We start from the raw sequence: 18,464 nt of genomic DNA on the forward strand, positions 1-18,464 counted from the left end.
AGGAGTGTTTATGTTGGCAAAAGTTAAGCGTTCGTTCGCCGCCGCCGTCGTATTGATGTTGGCGCTGCCCGCGGTTCAGGCCGCGGATTACCGTGCGGGCGAGCAATATACCCGGCTGGACAAGCCGGTGGCCGCCGCGCCGGCGGTGGTGGAGTTCTTCTCCTTCTACTGCGGCCCTTGCTATCAGTTCGCCGAAACCTACCGCGTAGGCGGCACCGTGGCGCAGGCGCTGCCCGCCGGTGAGAAAGTCACCAAATATCACGTCAGCCTGATGGGCAAACTGGGCAATGAGCTGACCGAAGCCTGGGCGGTGGCGACGGTGCTGGGCGTGGAAGACAAGATTGAAGGCGCGATGTTCGACGCGGTGCAGAAACAGCGCGCCGTCAACGGCGCCGACGATATTCAGCGGGTGTTCACGGCGGCCGGCATCGATGCCGCCACCTATGAAAACGCGCGCCACAGCCTGCTGGTCAAAGGATTGATCGCCAAGCAGAACGAAGCGGTGAAAGCGTTCGAGGTGCGCGGCACCCCGTCGTTCTACGTGGCAGGCAAATACAAGATAGACAATGCCGGCATGGCCAGCACCAGCGTTGAAGGCTACGCCAAAGAGTACGCGGCGGTGGTGCGCTATCTGTTGGATACGCAGCCTTAAGGCGATGCCTCCCGGCGCCCGATGATCTGTGATCGCGGCGCCAAATCCCCCGCTCGCCATTGATTGTGTGTTAACGGATTGTTATGGTGTTTTTCTGTTCAACGGCGCAGCACCGCTGCTGTTTGAAGGGAGAGATCATGACGGCATTGGCAACGCTCCGGGACGTCGGCTTCGAAGAGTGGCTGGGGAAAATCAACACCGCCTGCGGCCGATTCTGCGCGAAAACGTTGGGGCCCGGCTTCAGCGGGGCGATGCAGGAGTTTCGCGCCCATGCCCTGCGCCTGAGCGTGGTCGACGTGGCCCAGGCCCGGCTGTATCGCACGCCGCGTGAAATCGCCCGCAGCGACGGCGCGCACTTTTTCACCGTCATCCAGCTGCGCGGCAGCGCGTTGATGGAGCAGGGCGATCGCCAAACGCTGCTCTCTCCCGGCGACATGACGCTGATCGACGCCTCACAGCCCAGCAGCTTCACCTTCCAGCGCGATTCGCGCCAAATCTCTTTGCTACTGCCGCGCGGCTGTCTGCCGCTGCCGCCGCCTTGCGCGCAGCGTCTGGGAGCCGAGCTCAGCGCGGTGCGCCTCAGCCGCCAGCTGGTGCTGAGCAGCATGCAGGATCCTCAGCTCGCCGCGGCGGAAAGCGAGGCGGTGCTGAATGCGCTGGCGGCGCTGCTGCGCCCGGCGTTGGCGCTCGAACAGGCGCGCCCGGAGGGACAACAATCGGTCTTCGACAAGGCGCTGGCGTTGATCGACAGGCATATTCAGTCGGCGCAGCTGCGCCCTGAGTGGGTGGCGGCCGAGTTGGGGGTGTCGTTACGCAGCCTGTATCGGTTGTTCGCCCGTCAGGGGCTGGTGGTGGCGCAGTACATCAGGAACCGCAGGCTGGATCTGTGCGCGCAGGCGCTGCGCAGCGCCGCCGGGCAAGAAAAGCTGGCCGGCATTGGCCTCGACTGGGGCTTCGCCGATCACAGCCATTTCTCGACCGCTTTCAAGCAGCGTTTCGGCATGTCGCCGAGCGAGTACCGTCGGCAGCATCAGTAAGTCAGGGCGCGGGCCAGGCCCGCGCCGCTTCACTCAATAGCGGATGCAGACCGATTTCGACTCGGTGTAGGCATCCAGCCAATCCGGGCCGAAATCGCGGCCGCTGCCCGACTGTTTGAACCCGCCGAACGGCATGTTCGGGTCGATCAGCGTATGGGTGTTGACCCACACGGTGCCGGCCTGAATGCGCGGCGTCAGCGCCATCGCCTGCTGCAGGCTGGTGGTCCACAGGCTGGCGGTCAGCCCGAAGTCGGTGTCATTGGCCTTGCTCAGCGCCTCTTCGGCGCTCGCCACCCGAATCAGGTTGACCACCGGGCCGAACACTTCCTCGCGCGTCAGGTTCAGCCGATCGTCCGGGTTGATCACCAGCGTCGGCGGAATGTAGAAGCCGTTGGCGTCCGGCCCGGCCGCGCCGCCGATAAGCTCGGCGTTTTTCGCCCGGGCGTCGTCCAGGTAGGCCGCCACCTTGTTGCGGTGCGCGAGCGACACCAGCGGGTTGATTTGCGCGCCGGTATCCATCCCCGGCCCGACCGACAGCGATTTCACCGCCTGTTCGAATCCGGCCACCAGCCGATCATAAATCGGTGCTTCAATATAAATTCGCGAGCTGGCGGCGCACACCTGCCCTTGGTTGAGGAAACTGCCGAGCATCAGGCCTTCGATCACCTGCTGCGGATCGGCATCTTTCAGCACGATGGCCGGGTTTTTGCCGCCCAGCTCCAGCGTCACGCGGGTCAGGCGATCCGCCGCCGCGCGCGCGATGCTTTTGCCCACCGGCGTGGAGCCGGTAAAGCTGACTTTGGCGATCAGCGGATGTTCGGTCAGCGCCTTGCCGCACACGGTGCCGCGGCCGGTGACCACGTTGAACGCGCCTGGCGGCACGCCGGCTTCGCTTGCCAGTTCGGCGATGCGCAGTAGGGTGAGCGGGGTGGTTTCCGACGGCTTGATGACGATGGAGCAGCCCGCGGCCAGCGCCGGCATCACTTTCCACATGCCGATCATCAGCGGGAAGTTCCAGGGCACGATGCCGGCGACCACGCCGATCGGCTCTTTGCGGGTATAAACCTGATATTTGGCGCCCGGCGGCATCGGAATGGAGACGTCCAGCGTCTGGCCGGTGATTTTGGTCGCCAGCCCGGCGGTGTAACGCATCCAGTTCAGGGTGCTGCCGACTTCGAAAGCGCGGGCGATGTTGATGGATTTGCCCTGCTCCAGGGTTTCGAGCTGCGCCAGCTCTTCGGCGTGCTGCTCCACCAAATCGGCGAAGCGCAGCAGGATGCGTTCGCGCTCTACCGGCAGACGCTGCGCCCAGACGCCTTCGCTGAAGGCTTTGTGGGCGGACTGCACCGCCAGCGCGACGTCGTGTTCGTTGGCGTCGGCGGTGGTGGCGATCTGTTGCCCATTGGCGGGGTTATACACCGCCAGGCGGCCTTCCGCGGCGGACGCGCGCCACTGGCCGTCGATATACAGCCCATGCTGACGATCGAGAAAACGCGACACGCTATCCAGCACGGCTACGGTATTGTCAGACATACATCCTCCGATCAGGCTCATCAGGTTATCGTTAACCCTGAGAGTCTAGATCAGCGGTAAAGCGGCGGCTTTGCTCTGCCTGACATTCGGTTTGTCCTGCGTGTCATTTTGCCGTGACGGAACAGTAAACCGCGGCCGGCGGGCGCCGGCCGGGAGGGATCACGAGCTCAGGGTCGCCAGACGGGTGGCGAAACCGAGGAACAGCAGGCCGATCAGACCGTTGCCGAGCTTCGCCAGGCCTTTCTTGTGATTGAAGAAATGCGCCAGCATCGCGCCGGAGAAGATCAGCGTGCTCATGTAGATAAAGCTGACGGCTTCGAGGATCAGCGCCAGAATGGTGAACGACAGCCCGGTGTGCGCGTAGTTGAAGTCGATGAACTGGACGAAGAACGACACGTAAAACAGAATAGCTTTCGGGTTGGTCAGGCTCAGCGTCAGCGACTTGCGCAGAATGCTGTGGCCGCCTTCAATTTGCTGCTGTTGCGCCTGCGCCTTCTGCACGAAGGTGGCGTAGAGGATTTTTGCGCCGAGGAACAGCAGGTAAATCGCGCCGAGAAAACGCACCAGGGTAAACAGGAACGGCGTGGTGCGGATCAGCGAAGCCACGCCGATATAGGCGCAGAAGATCAGGATCGCATCGCCGATAAACACGCCCAGCGCCGCGGTATAGCCGGCGCGCACGCCGCGCGATACGCCGGTTTTCAGCACGTACAGCGTATTCGGCCCCGGCAGAATGATGATGAAGACCACCCCGGCCAAATAGGTCCATAAATTCAGGACGCCAAAACTCTCTAACACAATAACCTCTCCATGCGCGCAACTAACAGGCAGAAACACTGGCCACGCCCGTGGCCGGCCGCGATCCTAACGCCGTGCAACCGGGTTGGCAACGTAATAAACTTCATGTTGTTGGTTAAAAATTGTCGAAACATTGTTGAAAACGTCGGCATCGAATTAAAAAGCAAGAGTCGGCGTGTTTCGCCAACGGCCCGTCACTATGCTGGTTAACATCGAAACCGCAGTGAGGAACGGATGATGAAAAACGTAATCGACAGCGCCGATCCGCGCTGGCTGGCGATCGTCAGCCGCGACAAGCACGCCGACGGCCGCTTTATCTACGCGGTGAAAACCACCGGCGTGTATTGCTCGCCTTCCTGCCCGTCACGCCAGCCGAATCGGCAAAACGTGGAGCTGTTCGACGATGCGGAGCAGGCGGAGGCGGCGGGTTATCGGCCCTGCAAACGCTGCCGGCAAGGGCTGACGCCGCTGACGGAACAGCATGCGCGGCAGATAGCCGCGGCCTGCCGCTATATCGAACGGGCGGAAAAAACGCCGTCGCTGCAGACGCTGGCGCGCCACGTCGGGTTGAGCCAATACCATTTCCACCGGCTGTTCAAAGCGATCACCGGCCTGACGCCGAAAGGCTACGCCGATGCGCAGCGCAGCCAGCGCTTGCGCGCCGGTCTTACACAGCGGGAAACGGTGACCGACGCGATCTTCGACGCCGGCTATGGCGCCAATGGCCGCTTCTACCAGCAGGCCAACGCCGCGCTGGGCATGACGCCGAAGGCCTATCGGGCGGGCGGCAAAGGCATGCGCATCCATTTCGCCGTCGGGCGCTGTTCGCTGGGCGAGATCCTGGCGGCGCAGAGCGAGGTGGGCATCTGCGCTATTCTGCTGGGGGACGATGCGCAGCAGCTGGTGCAGGATCTACAGGACAAATTCCCCAACGCCGAGCTGATCGGCGGCGATGCGCAGTATGAAGCGCTGATGGCGCAGGTGGTGGGCCTGATTGAAGCGCCGGAAAACGGGCTGGCGCTGCCGCTGGATATTCGCGGCACCGCGTTTCAACAGCGAGTCTGGCGGGCGCTGCAGGCGATACCGGTCGGCGAAACCGTCAGCTATGCCGATATCGCCCGGCGCATTGGGGCGCCCAAAGCGGTGCGCGCGGTGGCCGGCGCCTGCGCCGCCAACATACTGGCGGTGGCGATCCCCTGCCACCGGGTGGTGCGCAACGACGGCGCCTTGTCCGGCTATCGCTGGGGCGTCGAGCGCAAGAAAGCCTTGCTGGAAAAAGAGGCGCTGCGATGAGCGGCGCGCTGGCGGCACGGCTGGCCGAATTGGACTGGGCGGCGATCGAGCGCGAACTCGATGCGCAGGGCTGCGCGCGGCTGCCCAGCGTGCTCAGCCAAGAGCTGTGCCGCGAGCTGACAGCGCTCTACCCGCAGGATGCGCACTTCCGCAGCCGCATCGTAATGGCGAAGCACGGTTTTGGCCGCGGCGAGTACCGCTATTTCGCCTATCCGCTGCCGCCGCCGGTGGCCGAGGCGCGCAGCCTGATGTATGCACGGCTGGCGCCGGTGGCCAACCGTTGGAACGCCTTGTTGGGCCTGGCGGCGCGCTATCCCGCCGAACACGAAGCCTACTTGGCCGAATGCCACCGGGCCGGCCAACGGCGGCCGACGCCGCTGCTGTTGCGCTACGAAACAGGGGATTACAACTGCCTGCATCAGGATCTGTACGGCGAGCGGGTGTTTCCGCTGCAGGTGGCGTTTTTGCTCTCCGCCCCCGAACGGGATTTCACCGGCGGCGAATTCGTGCTGACCGAACAGCGGCCGCGGATGCAGAGCCGGCCGGAGGTGGTGCCACTGCAGCAGGGCGACGCGGTGGTGTTCGCCGTGCATCACCGGCCGGTGGCGGGAATGAAAGGTTACTATCGGGTCAATCTGCGCCACGGCGTCAGCCGGATACGCACCGGCCAACGCCATACGCTGGGGGTGATCTTTCACGACGCGCTATAGCTTGCGCGCCAGCAGGGTGGCGAAGCGCAGCGAGATGCGGTTGCCGTTGGCGTCGGTCTTGTGCAGTTGGCCGACATCTTCGTTGTATTTGAGGATTTCCCAGTCGCGATAATAATGCTTCAGCTCACCCGGGCTGAAGGTGAACGGGAACGGCAGCGGGCAGGGATAATCTTCGGCATCCATCGCCGCCACGATCAGGTTATGGCCGCCGCGCACGGTGCTGTCCTGCATGTTTTGCACGATATGCGGGATTTGCTGCCGCTCGAGGAACATCATTACCACGGTGGACAGGATGAAGTCATATTCGCCGCTGAAGCGGTGAGTATTGAGATCCTGCACCCCGGCGCGCAGGCGGGTCAGCTGCTCGGCGTCGACGATCTGGTTGAGGCGAGCTATCGACGGCGCGTGCTTGTCCCAGGCGGTGACGTCGAAACCTTTCAGATTGAGATAGAGCGAATTGCGGCCGCCGCCGCAGCCCAGATCCAGCGCCTTGCCCGGCGCGATGCGCGCCGCCGCCTCGATCACTTCGGAGTGGGTGCGCGTCAGTTCGTATTTCTTGTGGTAGTAATCTTCCGGCGTGCAGTAAAACGCCAGCCGGCAGGTCATGTCGTCCGAGAAGGAAACGATGCGATGCCACTGCTGCGGCGCGATAAACGGCGGCTGGCTTTCGGGGCTGAACTGCCAGGTTTCGGTGGTGGCGCCGTCTTCGGTCATCATGGCGAACGTCAGGTTCCCGCTCAGTACGGTGAGCTTCGCCCAGGTGCCGCTCTGGGTGTTGTGGCGCTGGCGGAAGGCTTCCGGCAGCGTATCGCTGTTCCATTCCGGCAGGGTTTTATAGCAAAGCAGCTGCTGCTCCATAGGGGGCTCCTCTGGCTAGTTGAGCAAAGTGATTTATATGATGTATATAAAATACATCTTTATCGATCGTTTGAACATAGCGGCCTGACGGAAAGGCGCGGCGGTATCTTTATACTGGATTGTGTGCGGCGGCTGGGCTAATTTCAGTGCTGTTCATGTCATCACGTTCAGGGAAAAGATGCCGATACCTCGTTTATTCCACCCGATGCCCTTCCGTTTGCTGAGCCTGGCCGCGCTGCTGGCGCTGGCGGGCTGTACCAGCAAAACCACCACCACGGCGCCGGCGGCGCGTCCCGCCGACGTCAAAGCCCGACTGATGACGCTGATCCCCGCCAACGCCGGCGATCGTCAGGGCTGGGCCACCGATATTACCGCCGCCTTTGCCGCCCAGGGCATCGAACCGAGCGATGAGAACCTGTGTTCGGTGCTGGCGGTGACCGAACAAGAGTCGACGTTCCAGGCTAACCCGCAGGTGCCGGGGCTGCCGAAGATCGCCTGGAAAGAGATCGACCGCCGCGCCGATCAGATGCACATCCCGAACTTTTTGGTGCATACCGCGTTGAAGATCTCGTCGTCGAACGGCCAGAGCTACAGCGAACGCCTGGATAAGGTGCGCACCGAAAAGGATCTGAGCGATATCTTCGATGACATGATCGACCGCGTGCCGATGGGGCAGAAGCTGTTCGGTCATTTGAACCCGGTTCATACCGGCGGCCCGATGCAGGTGAGCATCGCCTTCGCCGAGGCGCACGCCAAAGGGTATCCTTATCCGGTCGACGGCTCGATTCGCCGCGAAGTTTTCAGCCGGCGCGGCGGCATGTACTTCGGCATTATGCATTTGCTGGGATACCCGGCCGATTACAGCCGGCCGATTTACCGCTTTGCTGACTTCAACGCCGGCTGGTACGCCAGCCGCAACGCGGCGTTCCAAAACGCGGTCAGCCGGGCGAGCGCCATTCCGCTGGCGCTGGACGGCGATCTGATCGACTTCAGCAGCGACAAGCCCGGCTCGACCGAGCTGGCGGTGCGCACGCTCGGCAAGCGCCTGAACATGAGCGACAGCGCCATTCGCCGGGCGCTTGAGAAAGGCGATACGGCTGACTTTGCCGATACCGGCCTGTATAAGAAGGTCTTTGCGTTGGCGGGCGGCAAGCTGCCGCGTGAGATGCTGCCGGGCATTCAGCTGGAAAGCCCGAAAATCACCCGCAAGCTGACCACCGCCTGGTTCGCCAAGCGGGTGGATGAACGCCGCCAGCGTTGCATGGCGCGCGCCGGCGGGTAACGGCATGAAAAACGCCGCCGGCGGCCTGAACCACCGGCGGCGCGATCATCGCGCCTCAGGCGCTGCGGCGCGGGTTGGTCAGGCCGAAGTTAAAGCTGTTGCAGCGGTTACAGAACTCTTTCATCACCGGCGGCGTGTCCATCATCGGCACTTTCACCTCTATAAACGCCAGCCGATCCTGCCGCGAGGCGTGTTCCAGGGCCATTTCCAACTGTTGTGTGGTTTCCACCGCCACGCTGAACGGCTGCGCCTGGGTATTCAATACCGCCGGCAGTTTGGCGTAGTCCCACGGGCTGATGTCGTTGTAGGACGAGTTTTCGCCGAGGATATAGCGTTCGATGGTGTAACCGTCATTGTTGATCAGGAAGATGATCGGTTTTTGTTCACAGCGCAGCAGGGTGGACACTTCCTGCGCGGTAAGCTGGAAGGAGCCGTCGCCGATGAACAGCAGGTGACGGCGCTCAGGAGCCGCCATCAGGGTGCCGAGCAGCGCCGGCAGGGTATAACCGATCGAGCCCCAAATCGGTTGGTTGACCACCTTGACGCCGCCCGGCATGCGCATGCCGCCGATGGCCGCGCCCGAGGTGCCGTTTTCCACCACCACCACATCATCCGCCTGAATGAAGCGTTGGATGCGTCGCCACAGATAGGCCTGGTCGAGAGGCGCGTCGCTCGGCGTCGCCAGCTTCTCACGGGGATCGGCCAGCGGTGATAAACGCTGCGCCGGCGCGTCTTCGCTCAGATCCAACAGCGCCTGCAGCAGATCCGCCGTTGACACCGCCGGGTAGGAAGTCTTGTCCAGCGTCATCGAGAATGGCTGAATATCCACCTGAGCGGCGGCGGGAATTTGCTGCGAGAAATAGCCGGTGGTGGAGTCCACCAGACGCACGCCGAAACTCAGCACGCAGTCCGAGTGGGCCATGCGTTCATAGAGTTCGGGGCGCGACAGGTTGCCGCTGTAGCCGCCCATCCAACCGGCGGTATCTTCCGGAATAATGCATTTGGCGGTTGGCATATTGGTCAGCGGAATGGCAAAGCGGTGAGCGACGGCGATAACCTGCTGCTGCAACCGATAACGATCCACCATTTGGTCGACCAATATGATCGGGCGCTGCGCGCGTTTTATTTTGGTTAACAGCGCCATCGCCGCTAATTGCACATTGTATTTATCGCTCGCCGGCAACTGCGGCGGTGCTGCGGCTGCGGCGACTTCAATTTCGACATCGCAAATATCAGACGGCAGCTGTAAATATACCGGTTTCTTCTCTATCCAGGCGCGAGAAATAACGCGTGGAATTTCCTGAGCGGCATTTTCCGGCGTGATCAGAGCCTGAGCGACGGTGAATTGTTTAAAGCAGTTCATGACGTTGTCGAAATTGCCGTCGCCCAGGGTATGGTGCAATAGCTGATGATTCTTCATCGCGTGCAGCGGCGGCGTGCCGGCGATGCAGACCACAGGTGAAGATTCGGCATAGGCGCCGGCGATGCCGGACAACGCGGCCAGATCGCCGACGCCGTAGGTGACGATCAGCGCGCCGGCGCCTTTCATCCGTGCGTAGCCGTCGGCGGCGTAGGAGGCGTTCAATTCATTGCAGTTGCCGACAAATGTCAGCCGTTCGTCGCTTTCCAACAGCTCCAGCAGGCTGAGGTTATAGTCGCCGGGCACGCCGTAAATACGATCGACGCTCAGGGCATGAAGCTGTTGCAGAATGAATGACCCGATAGTTATTTTCATTGATTGCTCCGGATTATTTATCTTTATTTTGTCAGGCGAAAATCAGCAAAAATAAATTGCTGGCGATGTTGTGTCGTTAGCATTAACAGTTATTTAAAGTCTCGGCTTGTTCAAGATAAGGAGGGCGGCCGGTGAATAGGCGGTTTGTATTCGGCGCTTTACGCGAATGAGTAATACATAAAAAGTAGGGTTATTGGATATTGGGAAGAGACGGTATTTTTCATTGACGGTATATCGGCAGAGAAGCGGCGGCGCATTGGCATTTATCGTGATGCAGGGCGAGACATCCGGTACTTTTGACGCCGCGTTAAATCCCATCGGGTGGCGTAACGCTTTTTGCCTGGGAAAGAAAAGCAGAGCCTGGCGTAAAGGGGCATTTTGGTGATCCGCCGCACGCTTATTTCACGAAACCACTCTGTAACTAATAAAAAACAAAAAATTAACAATGAGGTTTTTTTATTCGGTCATGGTTGTCAGTTTTGCTTTACAGATGCCGCAATGCGCGCCGCGTCGGGCCGGTGTAAAAATGGGCCGTCACGGGCGTTAATATAACGTGGCGGTCATCACATTCTGTGGGAAGTGATACGTAAACTTTTCTCTACGTGTGCACGGATGGCGTATACCTACCAGAGGGGATCATGTCCCATCAGCGCTGGCCTGAGAGGGGGAAGTGTGATGAAAGGCTATCGACATATTTTGGTACTGATTCATAACGAGCGTGATGGGCTGCCGTTGCTGAGTCAAGCGGCGGCGATGGTGCGCGGGCAGCCAATCGCCCTCACTGTCGGCCATCTTAACGCCGACTACGCGGAGCTGGAGTACGGCAGCGATGCGTTAATCAAGGATCGCCAGGCGCAGGAAGTGATCGCCGCCAAGGCGATGCTGAGCCGGTTGGTGAGCGCCGTCGATGTGCCGGTCGCGGTCAAGGAGATTGTCACCATAAGGCGCTTTAAGGACGTGAGCGATTTTATTCACCAGGCCGGCATCGATCTGGTGGTGGTCGGGCACCAAAACCGCCTGTTCGGCCTCTATTCCTCTTATTCCCTGGCGTTTGTGAACCGTCTCGATGTCGATGTGTTGGTCAAGCACCTTGCTCGCGAGTCGCGTGCGACAAAGCGGACTTTTCCCACGGTTTTGCCGCCCGAAAGGCGATAGCATGCGGATATCGGTACGGTCTGTCATGAATTATTGGGAATTTTCCGGTGCTAAACTTAACCAAAGCACAACGGGCGTTGGATAAATTAGATACGGCTTGATCTTGCCCGGGCTATCGGTAAAAATCTGCGGCCGTATTTTTACAGGAGCTTTACGATGTTTCTAAAACGGACTCTTTTGGCGTGTTCTCTGGCGTTGATATTTCCTGCACTGCCTTCTTACGCTGAGGTTGGTGCAGAAAGTGGCAATGCCGCACAGGCTGAAAAACCGGGTTTATGGCAGCGTTTTACCGATAACGTGGCGGAGACCTGGAACAACTCGCCTAACCACGATCTCTATATCCCGGCCATCACCTGGCACAATCGTTGGACTTATGATGATGAGCATATCGATAAGTACAACGAACGCCCGTGGGGCGCCGGTTACGGCATCTCCCGCTACGACAGCGACGGTGACTGGCACGGCATCTACATCATGGCGTTCAAGGACTCCTTCAACAAATGGGAGCCGATCGGCGGTTACGCCTACGAGAAGATCTGGCGCCCGCTGGATGACAAGGATTTTCGTCTGGGGCTGGGCTTCACCGCCAGCGTCACCGCGCGCGACAACTGGAATTACATCCCTATCCCGGCGCCGCTGCCGCTGGCCTCTATCGGCTATCAGCGGCTGACGTTCCAGGCGACCTACATTCCCGGCACCTATAACAACGGCAACGTGTTCTTCGCCTGGCTGCGCTGGCAGTTCTAAACTTCCTGAATTCCGAAAAACGGCGCGGCGGCGAGATAAAAGGAACTTGTCGCCGCCGACGGCGTCGGAAGGGTATCCCGGCGCGCTGCGCCGATTGCATGCCGTTATGACAGGAGTTTCACCACTATGATCACCAAACATCGTTTATTGCTGGCTTTGGCGCTGTCCGCTACCCTGGCCAGCGGCGCCACCCAGGCCGCCGGGCTGATGGATTCCCTCAGCAGCGCGGCGGGCGAACTGAGCAAGTCGGGCGGCGACAGCAGCGGCGGCATGTCGCTCTCCTCGTTGACCGGCCTGCTGAACGGCGGCGACAAGGCGTTGAGCTCCAGCAGCATGACCAATGCCGCCGGTATCCTGCAGTACTGCGTGAAAAACAACGTGCTGTCGGCTAACGGCGCCGAAGGGGTGAAAGATCAGCTGCTCAGCAAGCTGGGCATCACCAGCACCGAAAACGCCAAGAGCCAGGATTATCAGCAGGGCCTGGGCGGCTTGCTGCAGACCGGCGAAGGCAAGAGTCTGGATCTGAACAGCCTGGGCACCTCGCAGATCACCGAGAAGGTGAAGCAAAAAGCCTGCGATCTGGTGCTGAAACAGGGCAAATCCTTTATTTCATGATGAGCGAACGGCGGAGCGCTCCGCCGTTCGTTTTTGCATAAGCTGAAAAAATGAAAAAAACGTTGATGCTTTCCCTGCTGGCAGGGATGACGATGTTGCAGGGGTGTTCCGTGAAATCCAATGAGGCGCCGCCACCGCCGCAGGTGAAACCGATCGGCATGGCGAACCCGGCCGACGTGTACTGCACCCAAATCGGCGGCAAGCTGAACGCCAAAGAGAATGCGGCAGGCCAGTATTCCACCTGTACCTTGCCGAGTGGGCAGGAAATTGAAAGCTGGGAACTGTTCCGCCGCGATCATCCGGTGAAAAAGTAACCCTATGCGGCGCCGGCTCTTCCGCCCGGCGCCCGATCAGAATTGGCGATCGCCTATCGGCTGCAGCTGCAGGCTGCCATCCTTCTGTAGCGTCAGCGGCATGCGCCAATCGCGCTGTTTATCCAGGTTGAACGGCCGGGAGCGGAACATGCAGCCGGTCTTGATGTTCTTGATTTTCATCACGTGTTCCGCGTCCGCATTGATTTTTACCTCGAAGCTGCCGGCGGGCGGAATAAAGACTTCCGCCAGCTGCTGCGGCGCCGCCGGCGTTTCCAGTTTGACCAGCACCGCGAAATCGTTGCCCTGATTATCCAGCGTCAGCCGATGCAGGCCGGATGCGGGCAGCCGCGTCGGCTGATGCAGATAACCGGCTGAGGCGGGCCACGGCTGGCCGACATTGTCGTGCAACGGCCCACCGCACTGTTCGCGCGCCTCTCGCAGCGGCATTTCGCGCTTGATTGCGCGATTGTAATCGGCGGGGGCGGCGAGGCTGAATTCGTCGTCATATTGGTGGGCGCGCAGATAGCGCTTGGCGCCGAGCACCCCAACGGCGACCAGCATGAAGAACAAAAATATCCTCAGGCGATTTTTGAAAATCAGCCCGAACAGCTTCCCGGGGAGTTGAAACAGCCACCTTGCGATCGTCAATAACATCGTTTTCCCTTAGCGCCCAAGCCGTTACGTCTGCGGTAACTTCGCTTGCCTCAGTATAGCCAACATCCCGCAGGCGAAAATCCTGCCCGGCGATTTTTCTTCCGCCCTGGATTGTACGTTTGTGTTTGTTTGTGTACATTAATGATCACTTTTAGCGTCACCGGATTGACATGATGTCCAAACTGTTACCGAATGAGCGTCACCAGGTCATTCTTGACACGCTCCGCCAACAGGGGCGGGTGCTGGCCCTGGAGATGGCGCAGCGGCTGAACACCACCGAAGCGACCATCCGCCGCGATCTGCGCCAGCTGGCGGCGCAGAACCTGTGCAAACGCATCTATGGCGGCGCGCTGGCGCCGACGCCGGCCGAGGGGCCCGTTGCGACGCGCATTGCGCTCAGCGGTGACGAGAAGCTGGCGCTGGCGCAAACCGCGCTGGGGGTGATCGGTGAAGAACAGCTGATCTTCCTCGACGCCGGCAGCACCCACCTGTATCTGGCGGATCTGTTGCCGCGCGATCGGCGTTTAACGGTGGTGACCAATGCATTGAGCATCGCCGGCAAAATGCTGGAGCGGCCGGGGATCCGCACCATCCTGATCGGTGGCGAGTTGGATGCGCAGGTCGGCGGCTGCGTGGACGCCAAGGCCGCGGAAGAAATCGACGGTTTCCATTTCGATTTGGTGTTCACCGGCATTTGCGCCTACGACCCGGCCGGCGGCTTCTCCGCGTTGAGCTACCAGGACGCCACCTTCAAAAAGCGGCTGTTGACGCGCGCCGGCAGCGTGGCGGTGCTGTGCACCCGCGACAAGCTCAATACCTACGCCCCTTACCCCTTCCTGCCCGCCGGGCGGGTGGATCATCTGGTGACGGCGCGCGGCGCGCACCCGCAGCTTGAGCTGCAGGTGGCGCAGGGCGGCGGCCAGGTTTGGCACAGCGATTTACCGACCGGAGAATGATGATGAAAATAGCCCATGTTGCTCTGTGGACCCGTGACATCGACGCGCAGCTGGCGTTCTGGCAGCGCTATTTCAACGGTGCAGCGGGGGAGGAGTATGTCAGTCGCAACCGGCCGGGGTTCGTTTCCCGCTTCGTCAGTCTGGCGGCCGGGCCGTCGCTGGAGATCATGCGCGTGCCGACGTTGCTGCCGGCGCAGGCGCAGGAGGAGCGGGTCGGTTGGGCGCACATCGCGCTGTCGCTGGGGGATGAGCGGCAGGTCGATCGGTTGGCGCAGCGCGCACGGCAGGAGGGCATCTTGCTGTCCGCGCCGCGCTGGACCGGCGACGGTTTCTACGAGGCCGTCATTCGCGATCCAGACGGCAACGCGATCGAAATCACCGCCTGATCACTCTTCTTCAATGCTGGCGAACTGCTCGCCCAGATAGTCGAGCAGCAGCCGCACCGCCGGCAGCAGGCCGCGGCGCGATGGGTAAACCGCATGCACCACACCGCCCTGCGGCTGCCAGCCCGGCAACAGTTGCACCAGCTCGCCGCGCAGCATGTCGTCGCGCATCATCATCGCCGGCAACTGAACGATGCCGGCGCCGGCGATGGCGGCGGTGCGCAGCATCAGCATGTCGTCGGTGACCAGCCGCGGCGTGTGTTCCCACTCCACCCGTTCACCCTGTGGGCCGGTCAGCCGCCATTGGTGCTGACCGCGCGCCGGGCCGAGATCGAGCGTCGGGTATTTACGCAGGTCTTCCGGCGTGTGCGCCGGCCCGAGGGTGCGCACCAGCGCCGGGCTGGCGGCGACGCACCAGGTGCGCTGCGCCAGGATTTTCAGCACCAGATCGCTGTCCTCCAGCGGCGGCGGCCGCACGCGGATCGCCAGATCCAATCCTTCCCCCACCACGTCCACCCGGCGGTTGGTGGCCTCCAGATGCACCGTCACCTTGGGATAATCGGCCATAAAGGCCGCCACCATGCTGCCGACGCGAGTGTGCAGGATCGCCACCGGGCAGGACATGCGCACCGTGCCGCAGGGCTCGGCGCGCGTCTGTTCGATCGCCTGCTGCGCCGCTTCCGCTTCCACCAGCATCGCTTTGCAGTGCGCGTAATAGGTTTGGCCGACCTCGGTCACCGAGAAGCGCCGCGTTGAACGCTGGATCAGGCGCACGCCCAACCGCTCCTCCAGCAGCGCCACGCGGCGGCTGAGCTTGGATTTGGGAATGCCCAGCGCCCGGCCGGCGGGGGCGAATCCCTGGTGATCGACCACGCTGGCGAAGAAAAACAGATCGTTCAGATCGGTCAGCATTGTATCCCTTATCGTTCTATCAGTAGAACGCTGAGTGTACATCTTGCCTACTACTGCAGCAAACTCCGGCGGATTAAACTTCTGACATCAACTTAAGGCCGTGAGGTCTGAAACGGGAGTTCAAGATGAAAAAAATCCTCGGTATTCACAACAGCCCGGAAGCACATTGGGTCGGTAACGGTTTCCTGGTGAATTCGCTGTTCTCTTATAACGATTTGGGGGCGGAAATGAGCCCGTTCCTGCTGCTGGATCACGCGGCGCCAACCAAATTCCGCTCCGCCTCCGGCACTCGTGGCGTGGGTCAGCACCCGCATCGCGGGTTTGAAACGGTGACCATCGTCTATCAGGGCGAAGTGGAACACCGCGACTCGACCGGCAGCGGCGGGGTGATTGGCCCCGGCGACGTCCAGTGGATGACCGCCGCCTCCGGCATTCTGCACGAAGAGTTCCATTCGCGGGACTTCTCGCGCAAGGGCGGCACCATGGAAATGGTGCAGCTGTGGGTCAACCTGCCGGCCAAGGACAAAATGGCCGAGCCGGGTTACCAGACGCTGTTGAACGCCGATATTCCGGTGGTTCCGTTGGCGGACGGCGCAGGGCAGGTGCGGGTGATCGCCGGTGATTTTGGCGGCCACGCCGGCCCGGCACGCACTTTCAGCCCGCTCAACGTGTGGGACATGAAGCTGAATGCCGGCCATACCACCACGCTGACGGTGAAAGAAGGCCATACGCTGGCGCTGGTGATGCTGCACGGCGCGATCCTGGTCAACGGCGAAGACGTGGTGCGTGAAACCCAAATGGTGCGTTTCGACCGGGCGGGGGATTCGATCACCATCGAAGCCAACAACGACGTCGCGCTGCTGGTGCTGAGCGGCGAACCGATCGATGAGCCTATCGTCGGCTACGGCCCGTTCGTCATGAACAGCGACGCGGAAATCCAGCAGGCGTTCCGCGATTTCAACAGCGGCAAGTTCGGCAGCATGAACGCCGAAGCGAGCGCCGGTTGAACTTTGGCGCCTGGGGCGGGCCGTGTTTCCCGGCTCAGGCGCTACACTTAAACCTCAACGCCCCGCCGCAAGGCGGGGCGTTTCATCCGCAACATCAACCCCACAGGAGTAAAACCATGACTGCAAACTACAAGCGCCTTGACAAAGACCAGGCCGCCGTATTGCTGGTGGATCATCAGGCAGGGCTGCTTTCGCTGGTGCGTGATATCGATCCCGATCGGTTTAAAAACAACGTGCTGGCGCTGGGTGATTTAGCGAAGTACTTCAACCTGCCGACCATTCTCACCACCAGTTTCGAAAACGGCCCCAATGGCCCGCTGGTGCCGGAACTGAAAGCCCAATTTCCCGATGCTCCCTTTATTCCGCGCCCCGGCCAGATTAACGCTTGGGACAACGATGACTTCGTCAAAGCGGTAAAAGCCACCGGCCGCAAGCAGCTGATCATCGCCGGCGTAGTGACCGAAGTGTGCGTGGCATTCCCGGCGCTGTCGGCGCTCAATGAAGGTTTCGAGGTCTTTGTGGTGACCGACGCCTCCGGCACCTTCAATGAGCTGACGCGTCAGTCGGCCTGGAGCCGCATGGAAGCCGCCGGCGCGCAGCTGATGACCTGGTTCGGCGTCGCCTGCGAGCTGCACCGTGACTGGCGTAACGATATCGAAGGGCTGGGCACGCTGTTCTCCAACCATATCCCGGACTACCGCAACCTGATGACCAGCTATAACACGCTGACGAACGGTAAGTAACGCGACGGCCCTTTACCCAACCTTTCGCCTTTCATCACGTTAGACGCGGGATGTAAGCAAAACGCAGTGAGGCGAAAAGATAGCGAAAAGCGGCTTTCTCATGGGCCGGGGGCGGGGTAGCGTAATCCCGAACCCGGCAAATGAGGCTAATTTAATGAAACAAGCAATCAAGATCCTGGCGCTGCCCTGCATGGGCATGGCGCTATTGTTCAGCGCGAGCGCGATGTCGGCGCCTGAGAAGCCTGCGGCCAACGCGTTGCCGCCTTTGATGGATGCGCCGATGCGCATGCCGCCTTTCCCGGGCGGGCACCCGCCCAAGCCGGGATTCTGCCACGGCGGCGAGCTGTTCTGCGCCACCTCGGCCAGCGACAATCCGGTGGAAACCATCAACAAACTGACGGCGGTGATCCCGGCGGGCAGCGCGAAACATTACGAAGTGCGCGTCGCGGTGGTGGCCGTGCCTGACGCGCCGCCTGCGCCTTAACGAGCCCTGTCATCCCGTCCTGGCCTGGGGGCGCCAGGTGCGTTAGGCTAAGGAGAGCGGTTCTCGGGAGGCGGGATGACCCCTTTATCACAGCTGCCTTATCTCCAGCCCGGCGATCGCGCGCTGTTGTTCGACGGCGAATGCAATCTGTGTCACGGGCTGGTGAGATACCTTATTCGCGCCGATCGGCAGCGGCGCATTCTGTTGGCGACGGTGCAATCCGTCGAAGGGCTGGCGATCCTGCAGGCGCTGGGATTGCCGACCGATCGATTCGATTCCGTGGTCTATGTTGAGCAGGGGCGCTGTTGGCTACGTTCGGCGGCGTTGTTTCAGGCGCTGCGCCAATTGGGATGGCCGTACCGCGCGCTGGCGCTGGCGCGTTACCTGCCGCCGCGACTGGCGGACAAGGTCTATGATGCGGTCGCCGGCAATCGCTACCGGCTGTTTGGCCGCAACGACGGCAGCGGCCTGCCGGGCGCCGATCAGCCCGGGCGCTATCTGTCTCGGCGGCGGGAGCCGCCGGCCTGAGCTTTACGCTTCTTTACCATCCAATCGCTTGAAATATCAGCACTCCAACTCCATATAATGGAACGTTC

At 61.2% G+C, this 18,464-nt stretch carries 21 protein-coding genes; 15 read left to right on the forward strand and 6 right to left on the reverse strand.

The features are described from left to right. Positions 1 to 10 precede the first annotated feature (10 nt). Both ACP39K_RS06865 and feaR read left to right on the forward strand, forming a co-directional pair. Entirely contained in the window at positions 11 to 652 is a 642-nt protein-coding gene (locus tag ACP39K_RS06865) for a DsbA family protein (RefSeq protein ID WP_033641192.1), read from the forward strand. 137 nt (positions 653 to 789) lie between these two features. Continuing rightward, positions 790 to 1,689 carry a transcriptional regulator FeaR gene (gene feaR, locus ACP39K_RS06870; RefSeq protein ID WP_033641191.1) on the forward strand — a complete coding sequence of 300 codons (900 nt, stop codon included), beginning with the start codon at positions 790 to 792 and terminating at the stop codon, positions 1,687 to 1,689. Between the two features lie 33 nt (positions 1,690 to 1,722). On the opposite strand, the gene ACP39K_RS06875 is transcribed toward feaR, so the two are convergent. Together ACP39K_RS06875 and leuE are read right to left on the reverse strand one after the other, a co-directional pair. Then, complete coding sequence (locus ACP39K_RS06875) at positions 1,723 to 3,222, reverse strand: aldehyde dehydrogenase family protein (protein WP_004940628.1); 1,500 nt, start codon at positions 3,220 to 3,222, stop codon at positions 1,723 to 1,725. A 159-nt stretch (positions 3,223 to 3,381) separates the two neighbouring features. Beyond that, the gene (leuE, locus tag ACP39K_RS06880) at positions 3,382 to 4,020 is read right to left on the reverse strand and encodes a leucine efflux protein LeuE (protein ID WP_016928933.1); all 639 of its coding nucleotides are present in this window, start codon (positions 4,018 to 4,020) and stop codon (positions 3,382 to 3,384) included. A gap of 237 nt (positions 4,021 to 4,257) precedes the next feature. Here leuE and ada point away from each other — a divergent pair, with 237 nt between their 5' ends. Both ada and ACP39K_RS06890 read left to right on the forward strand, forming a co-directional pair. Further along, on the forward strand, positions 4,258 to 5,313 hold the full coding sequence (gene ada / locus ACP39K_RS06885; RefSeq protein WP_282677038.1) for a bifunctional DNA-binding transcriptional regulator/O6-methylguanine-DNA methyltransferase Ada: 1,056 nt from the start codon (positions 4,258 to 4,260) through the stop codon (positions 5,311 to 5,313). Continuing rightward, positions 5,310 to 6,023: a 2OG-Fe(II) oxygenase gene (locus ACP39K_RS06890; RefSeq protein WP_497008388.1), complete on the forward strand. Its 714-nt coding sequence runs from the start codon at positions 5,310 to 5,312 to the stop codon at positions 6,021 to 6,023. The genes ada and ACP39K_RS06890 overlap by 4 nt, the downstream gene beginning before the upstream one ends. On the opposite strand, the gene tehB is transcribed toward ACP39K_RS06890, so the two are convergent. Further along, positions 6,018 to 6,881 (reverse strand): SAM-dependent methyltransferase TehB, encoded by an 864-nt coding sequence (gene tehB, locus ACP39K_RS06895; RefSeq protein WP_497008389.1) that lies wholly within the window; start codon positions 6,879 to 6,881, stop codon positions 6,018 to 6,020. The two genes, ACP39K_RS06890 and tehB, sit on opposite strands and share 6 nt — an antisense overlap. 178 nt (positions 6,882 to 7,059) lie before the next feature. Here tehB and ACP39K_RS06900 point away from each other — a divergent pair, with 178 nt between their 5' ends. Then, the gene (locus ACP39K_RS06900; RefSeq protein WP_042706515.1) at positions 7,060 to 8,163 is read left to right on the forward strand and encodes a DUF1615 domain-containing protein; all 1,104 of its coding nucleotides are present in this window, start codon (positions 7,060 to 7,062) and stop codon (positions 8,161 to 8,163) included. Positions 8,164 to 8,218: 55 nt separating this feature from the next. On the opposite strand, the gene ACP39K_RS06905 is transcribed toward ACP39K_RS06900, so the two are convergent. Beyond that, entirely contained in the window at positions 8,219 to 9,898 is a 1,680-nt protein-coding gene (locus ACP39K_RS06905) for an alpha-keto acid decarboxylase family protein (RefSeq protein ID WP_197818006.1), read from the reverse strand. Positions 9,899 to 10,573: 675 nt separating this feature from the next. Here ACP39K_RS06905 and ACP39K_RS06910 point away from each other — a divergent pair. From ACP39K_RS06910 to ACP39K_RS06925, 4 genes are all read left to right on the forward strand, one after another. Then, complete coding sequence (locus ACP39K_RS06910; protein WP_016928927.1) at positions 10,574 to 11,053, forward strand: universal stress protein; 480 nt, start codon at positions 10,574 to 10,576, stop codon at positions 11,051 to 11,053. A 156-nt stretch (positions 11,054 to 11,209) separates the two neighbouring features. Further along, on the forward strand, positions 11,210 to 11,800 hold the full coding sequence (gene pagP, locus ACP39K_RS06915) for a lipid IV(A) palmitoyltransferase PagP (RefSeq protein WP_028128205.1): 591 nt from the start codon (positions 11,210 to 11,212) through the stop codon (positions 11,798 to 11,800). Between the two features lie 126 nt (positions 11,801 to 11,926). Further along, a complete protein-coding gene (locus ACP39K_RS06920; protein WP_015376789.1) occupies positions 11,927 to 12,415 on the forward strand; it encodes a YjjA family protein in 489 nt (162 codons plus the stop codon). Between the two features lie 50 nt (positions 12,416 to 12,465). Further along, positions 12,466 to 12,729, forward strand: a complete 264-nt coding sequence (locus tag ACP39K_RS06925; protein WP_016928925.1) for a putative hemolysin — start codon at positions 12,466 to 12,468, stop codon at positions 12,727 to 12,729. Between the two features lie 36 nt (positions 12,730 to 12,765). Here the strand turns inward: ACP39K_RS06925 and ACP39K_RS06930 are convergent, their stop codons facing one another. Then, positions 12,766 to 13,383, reverse strand: coding sequence for a hypothetical protein (locus ACP39K_RS06930; protein ID WP_048795777.1), 618 nt, complete (start codon positions 13,381 to 13,383; stop codon positions 12,766 to 12,768). Positions 13,384 to 13,556: 173 nt separating this feature from the next. Here ACP39K_RS06930 and ACP39K_RS06935 point away from each other — a divergent pair, with 173 nt between their 5' ends. After that, on the forward strand, positions 13,557 to 14,339 hold the full coding sequence (locus ACP39K_RS06935) for a DeoR/GlpR family DNA-binding transcription regulator (protein ID WP_048795780.1): 783 nt from the start codon (positions 13,557 to 13,559) through the stop codon (positions 14,337 to 14,339). Positions 14,340 to 14,341: 2 nt separating this feature from the next. Then, a complete protein-coding gene (locus ACP39K_RS06940; RefSeq protein ID WP_033641183.1) occupies positions 14,342 to 14,725 on the forward strand; it encodes a VOC family protein in 384 nt (127 codons plus the stop codon). On the opposite strand, the gene ACP39K_RS06945 is transcribed toward ACP39K_RS06940, so the two are convergent. Continuing rightward, complete coding sequence (locus ACP39K_RS06945) at positions 14,726 to 15,634, reverse strand: LysR family transcriptional regulator (RefSeq protein ID WP_033634044.1); 909 nt, start codon at positions 15,632 to 15,634, stop codon at positions 14,726 to 14,728. Between the two features lie 125 nt (positions 15,635 to 15,759). Here ACP39K_RS06945 and ACP39K_RS06950 point away from each other — a divergent pair, with 125 nt between their 5' ends. From ACP39K_RS06950 to ACP39K_RS06965, 4 genes are all read left to right on the forward strand, one after another. Beyond that, positions 15,760 to 16,641, forward strand: coding sequence for a pirin family protein (locus tag ACP39K_RS06950; RefSeq protein WP_016928920.1), 882 nt, complete (start codon positions 15,760 to 15,762; stop codon positions 16,639 to 16,641). A gap of 116 nt (positions 16,642 to 16,757) precedes the next feature. Then, the gene (ycaC, locus tag ACP39K_RS06955) at positions 16,758 to 17,384 is read left to right on the forward strand and encodes an isochorismate family cysteine hydrolase YcaC (RefSeq protein ID WP_004928476.1); all 627 of its coding nucleotides are present in this window, start codon (positions 16,758 to 16,760) and stop codon (positions 17,382 to 17,384) included. A 154-nt stretch (positions 17,385 to 17,538) separates the two neighbouring features. Then, positions 17,539 to 17,868 (forward strand): hypothetical protein, encoded by a 330-nt coding sequence (locus ACP39K_RS06960; RefSeq protein ID WP_015376796.1) that lies wholly within the window; start codon positions 17,539 to 17,541, stop codon positions 17,866 to 17,868. A 75-nt stretch (positions 17,869 to 17,943) separates the two neighbouring features. Beyond that, positions 17,944 to 18,396, forward strand: coding sequence for a thiol-disulfide oxidoreductase DCC family protein (locus ACP39K_RS06965; RefSeq protein ID WP_497008390.1), 453 nt, complete (start codon positions 17,944 to 17,946; stop codon positions 18,394 to 18,396). Positions 18,397 to 18,464 lie beyond the last annotated feature (68 nt).

This window comes from Serratia sp. EC4 (assembly GCF_059652115.1).

Coding starts and splice junctions, on each gene's coding strand:
- ACP39K_RS06865 (WP_033641192.1), top strand. CDS start 11: ATGTTGGCAAAAGTTAAGCGTTCGTTCGCCGCCGCCGTCGTATTGATG.
- feaR (WP_033641191.1), top strand. CDS start 790: ATGACGGCATTGGCAACGCTCCGGGACGTCGGCTTCGAAGAGTGGCTG.
- ACP39K_RS06875 (WP_004940628.1), bottom strand. CDS start 3,222: ATGTCTGACAATACCGTAGCCGTGCTGGATAGCGTGTCGCGTTTTCTC.
- ada (WP_282677038.1), top strand. CDS start 4,258: ATGAAAAACGTAATCGACAGCGCCGATCCGCGCTGGCTGGCGATCGTC.
- ACP39K_RS06890 (WP_497008388.1), top strand. CDS start 5,310: ATGAGCGGCGCGCTGGCGGCACGGCTGGCCGAATTGGACTGGGCGGCG.
- tehB (WP_497008389.1), bottom strand. CDS start 6,881: ATGGAGCAGCAGCTGCTTTGCTATAAAACCCTGCCGGAATGGAACAGC.
- ACP39K_RS06900 (WP_042706515.1), top strand. CDS start 7,060: ATGCCGATACCTCGTTTATTCCACCCGATGCCCTTCCGTTTGCTGAGC.
- ACP39K_RS06905 (WP_197818006.1), bottom strand. CDS start 9,898: ATGAAAATAACTATCGGGTCATTCATTCTGCAACAGCTTCATGCCCTG.
- ACP39K_RS06910 (WP_016928927.1), top strand. CDS start 10,574: ATGAAAGGCTATCGACATATTTTGGTACTGATTCATAACGAGCGTGAT.
- pagP (WP_028128205.1), top strand. CDS start 11,210: ATGTTTCTAAAACGGACTCTTTTGGCGTGTTCTCTGGCGTTGATATTT.
- ACP39K_RS06920 (WP_015376789.1), top strand. CDS start 11,927: ATGATCACCAAACATCGTTTATTGCTGGCTTTGGCGCTGTCCGCTACC.
- ACP39K_RS06925 (WP_016928925.1), top strand. CDS start 12,466: ATGAAAAAAACGTTGATGCTTTCCCTGCTGGCAGGGATGACGATGTTG.
- ACP39K_RS06930 (WP_048795777.1), bottom strand. CDS start 13,383: ATGTTATTGACGATCGCAAGGTGGCTGTTTCAACTCCCCGGGAAGCTG.
- ACP39K_RS06935 (WP_048795780.1), top strand. CDS start 13,557: ATGTCCAAACTGTTACCGAATGAGCGTCACCAGGTCATTCTTGACACG.
- ACP39K_RS06940 (WP_033641183.1), top strand. CDS start 14,342: ATGAAAATAGCCCATGTTGCTCTGTGGACCCGTGACATCGACGCGCAG.
- ACP39K_RS06945 (WP_033634044.1), bottom strand. CDS start 15,634: ATGCTGACCGATCTGAACGATCTGTTTTTCTTCGCCAGCGTGGTCGAT.
- ACP39K_RS06950 (WP_016928920.1), top strand. CDS start 15,760: ATGAAAAAAATCCTCGGTATTCACAACAGCCCGGAAGCACATTGGGTC.
- ycaC (WP_004928476.1), top strand. CDS start 16,758: ATGACTGCAAACTACAAGCGCCTTGACAAAGACCAGGCCGCCGTATTG.
- ACP39K_RS06960 (WP_015376796.1), top strand. CDS start 17,539: ATGAAACAAGCAATCAAGATCCTGGCGCTGCCCTGCATGGGCATGGCG.
- ACP39K_RS06965 (WP_497008390.1), top strand. CDS start 17,944: ATGACCCCTTTATCACAGCTGCCTTATCTCCAGCCCGGCGATCGCGCG.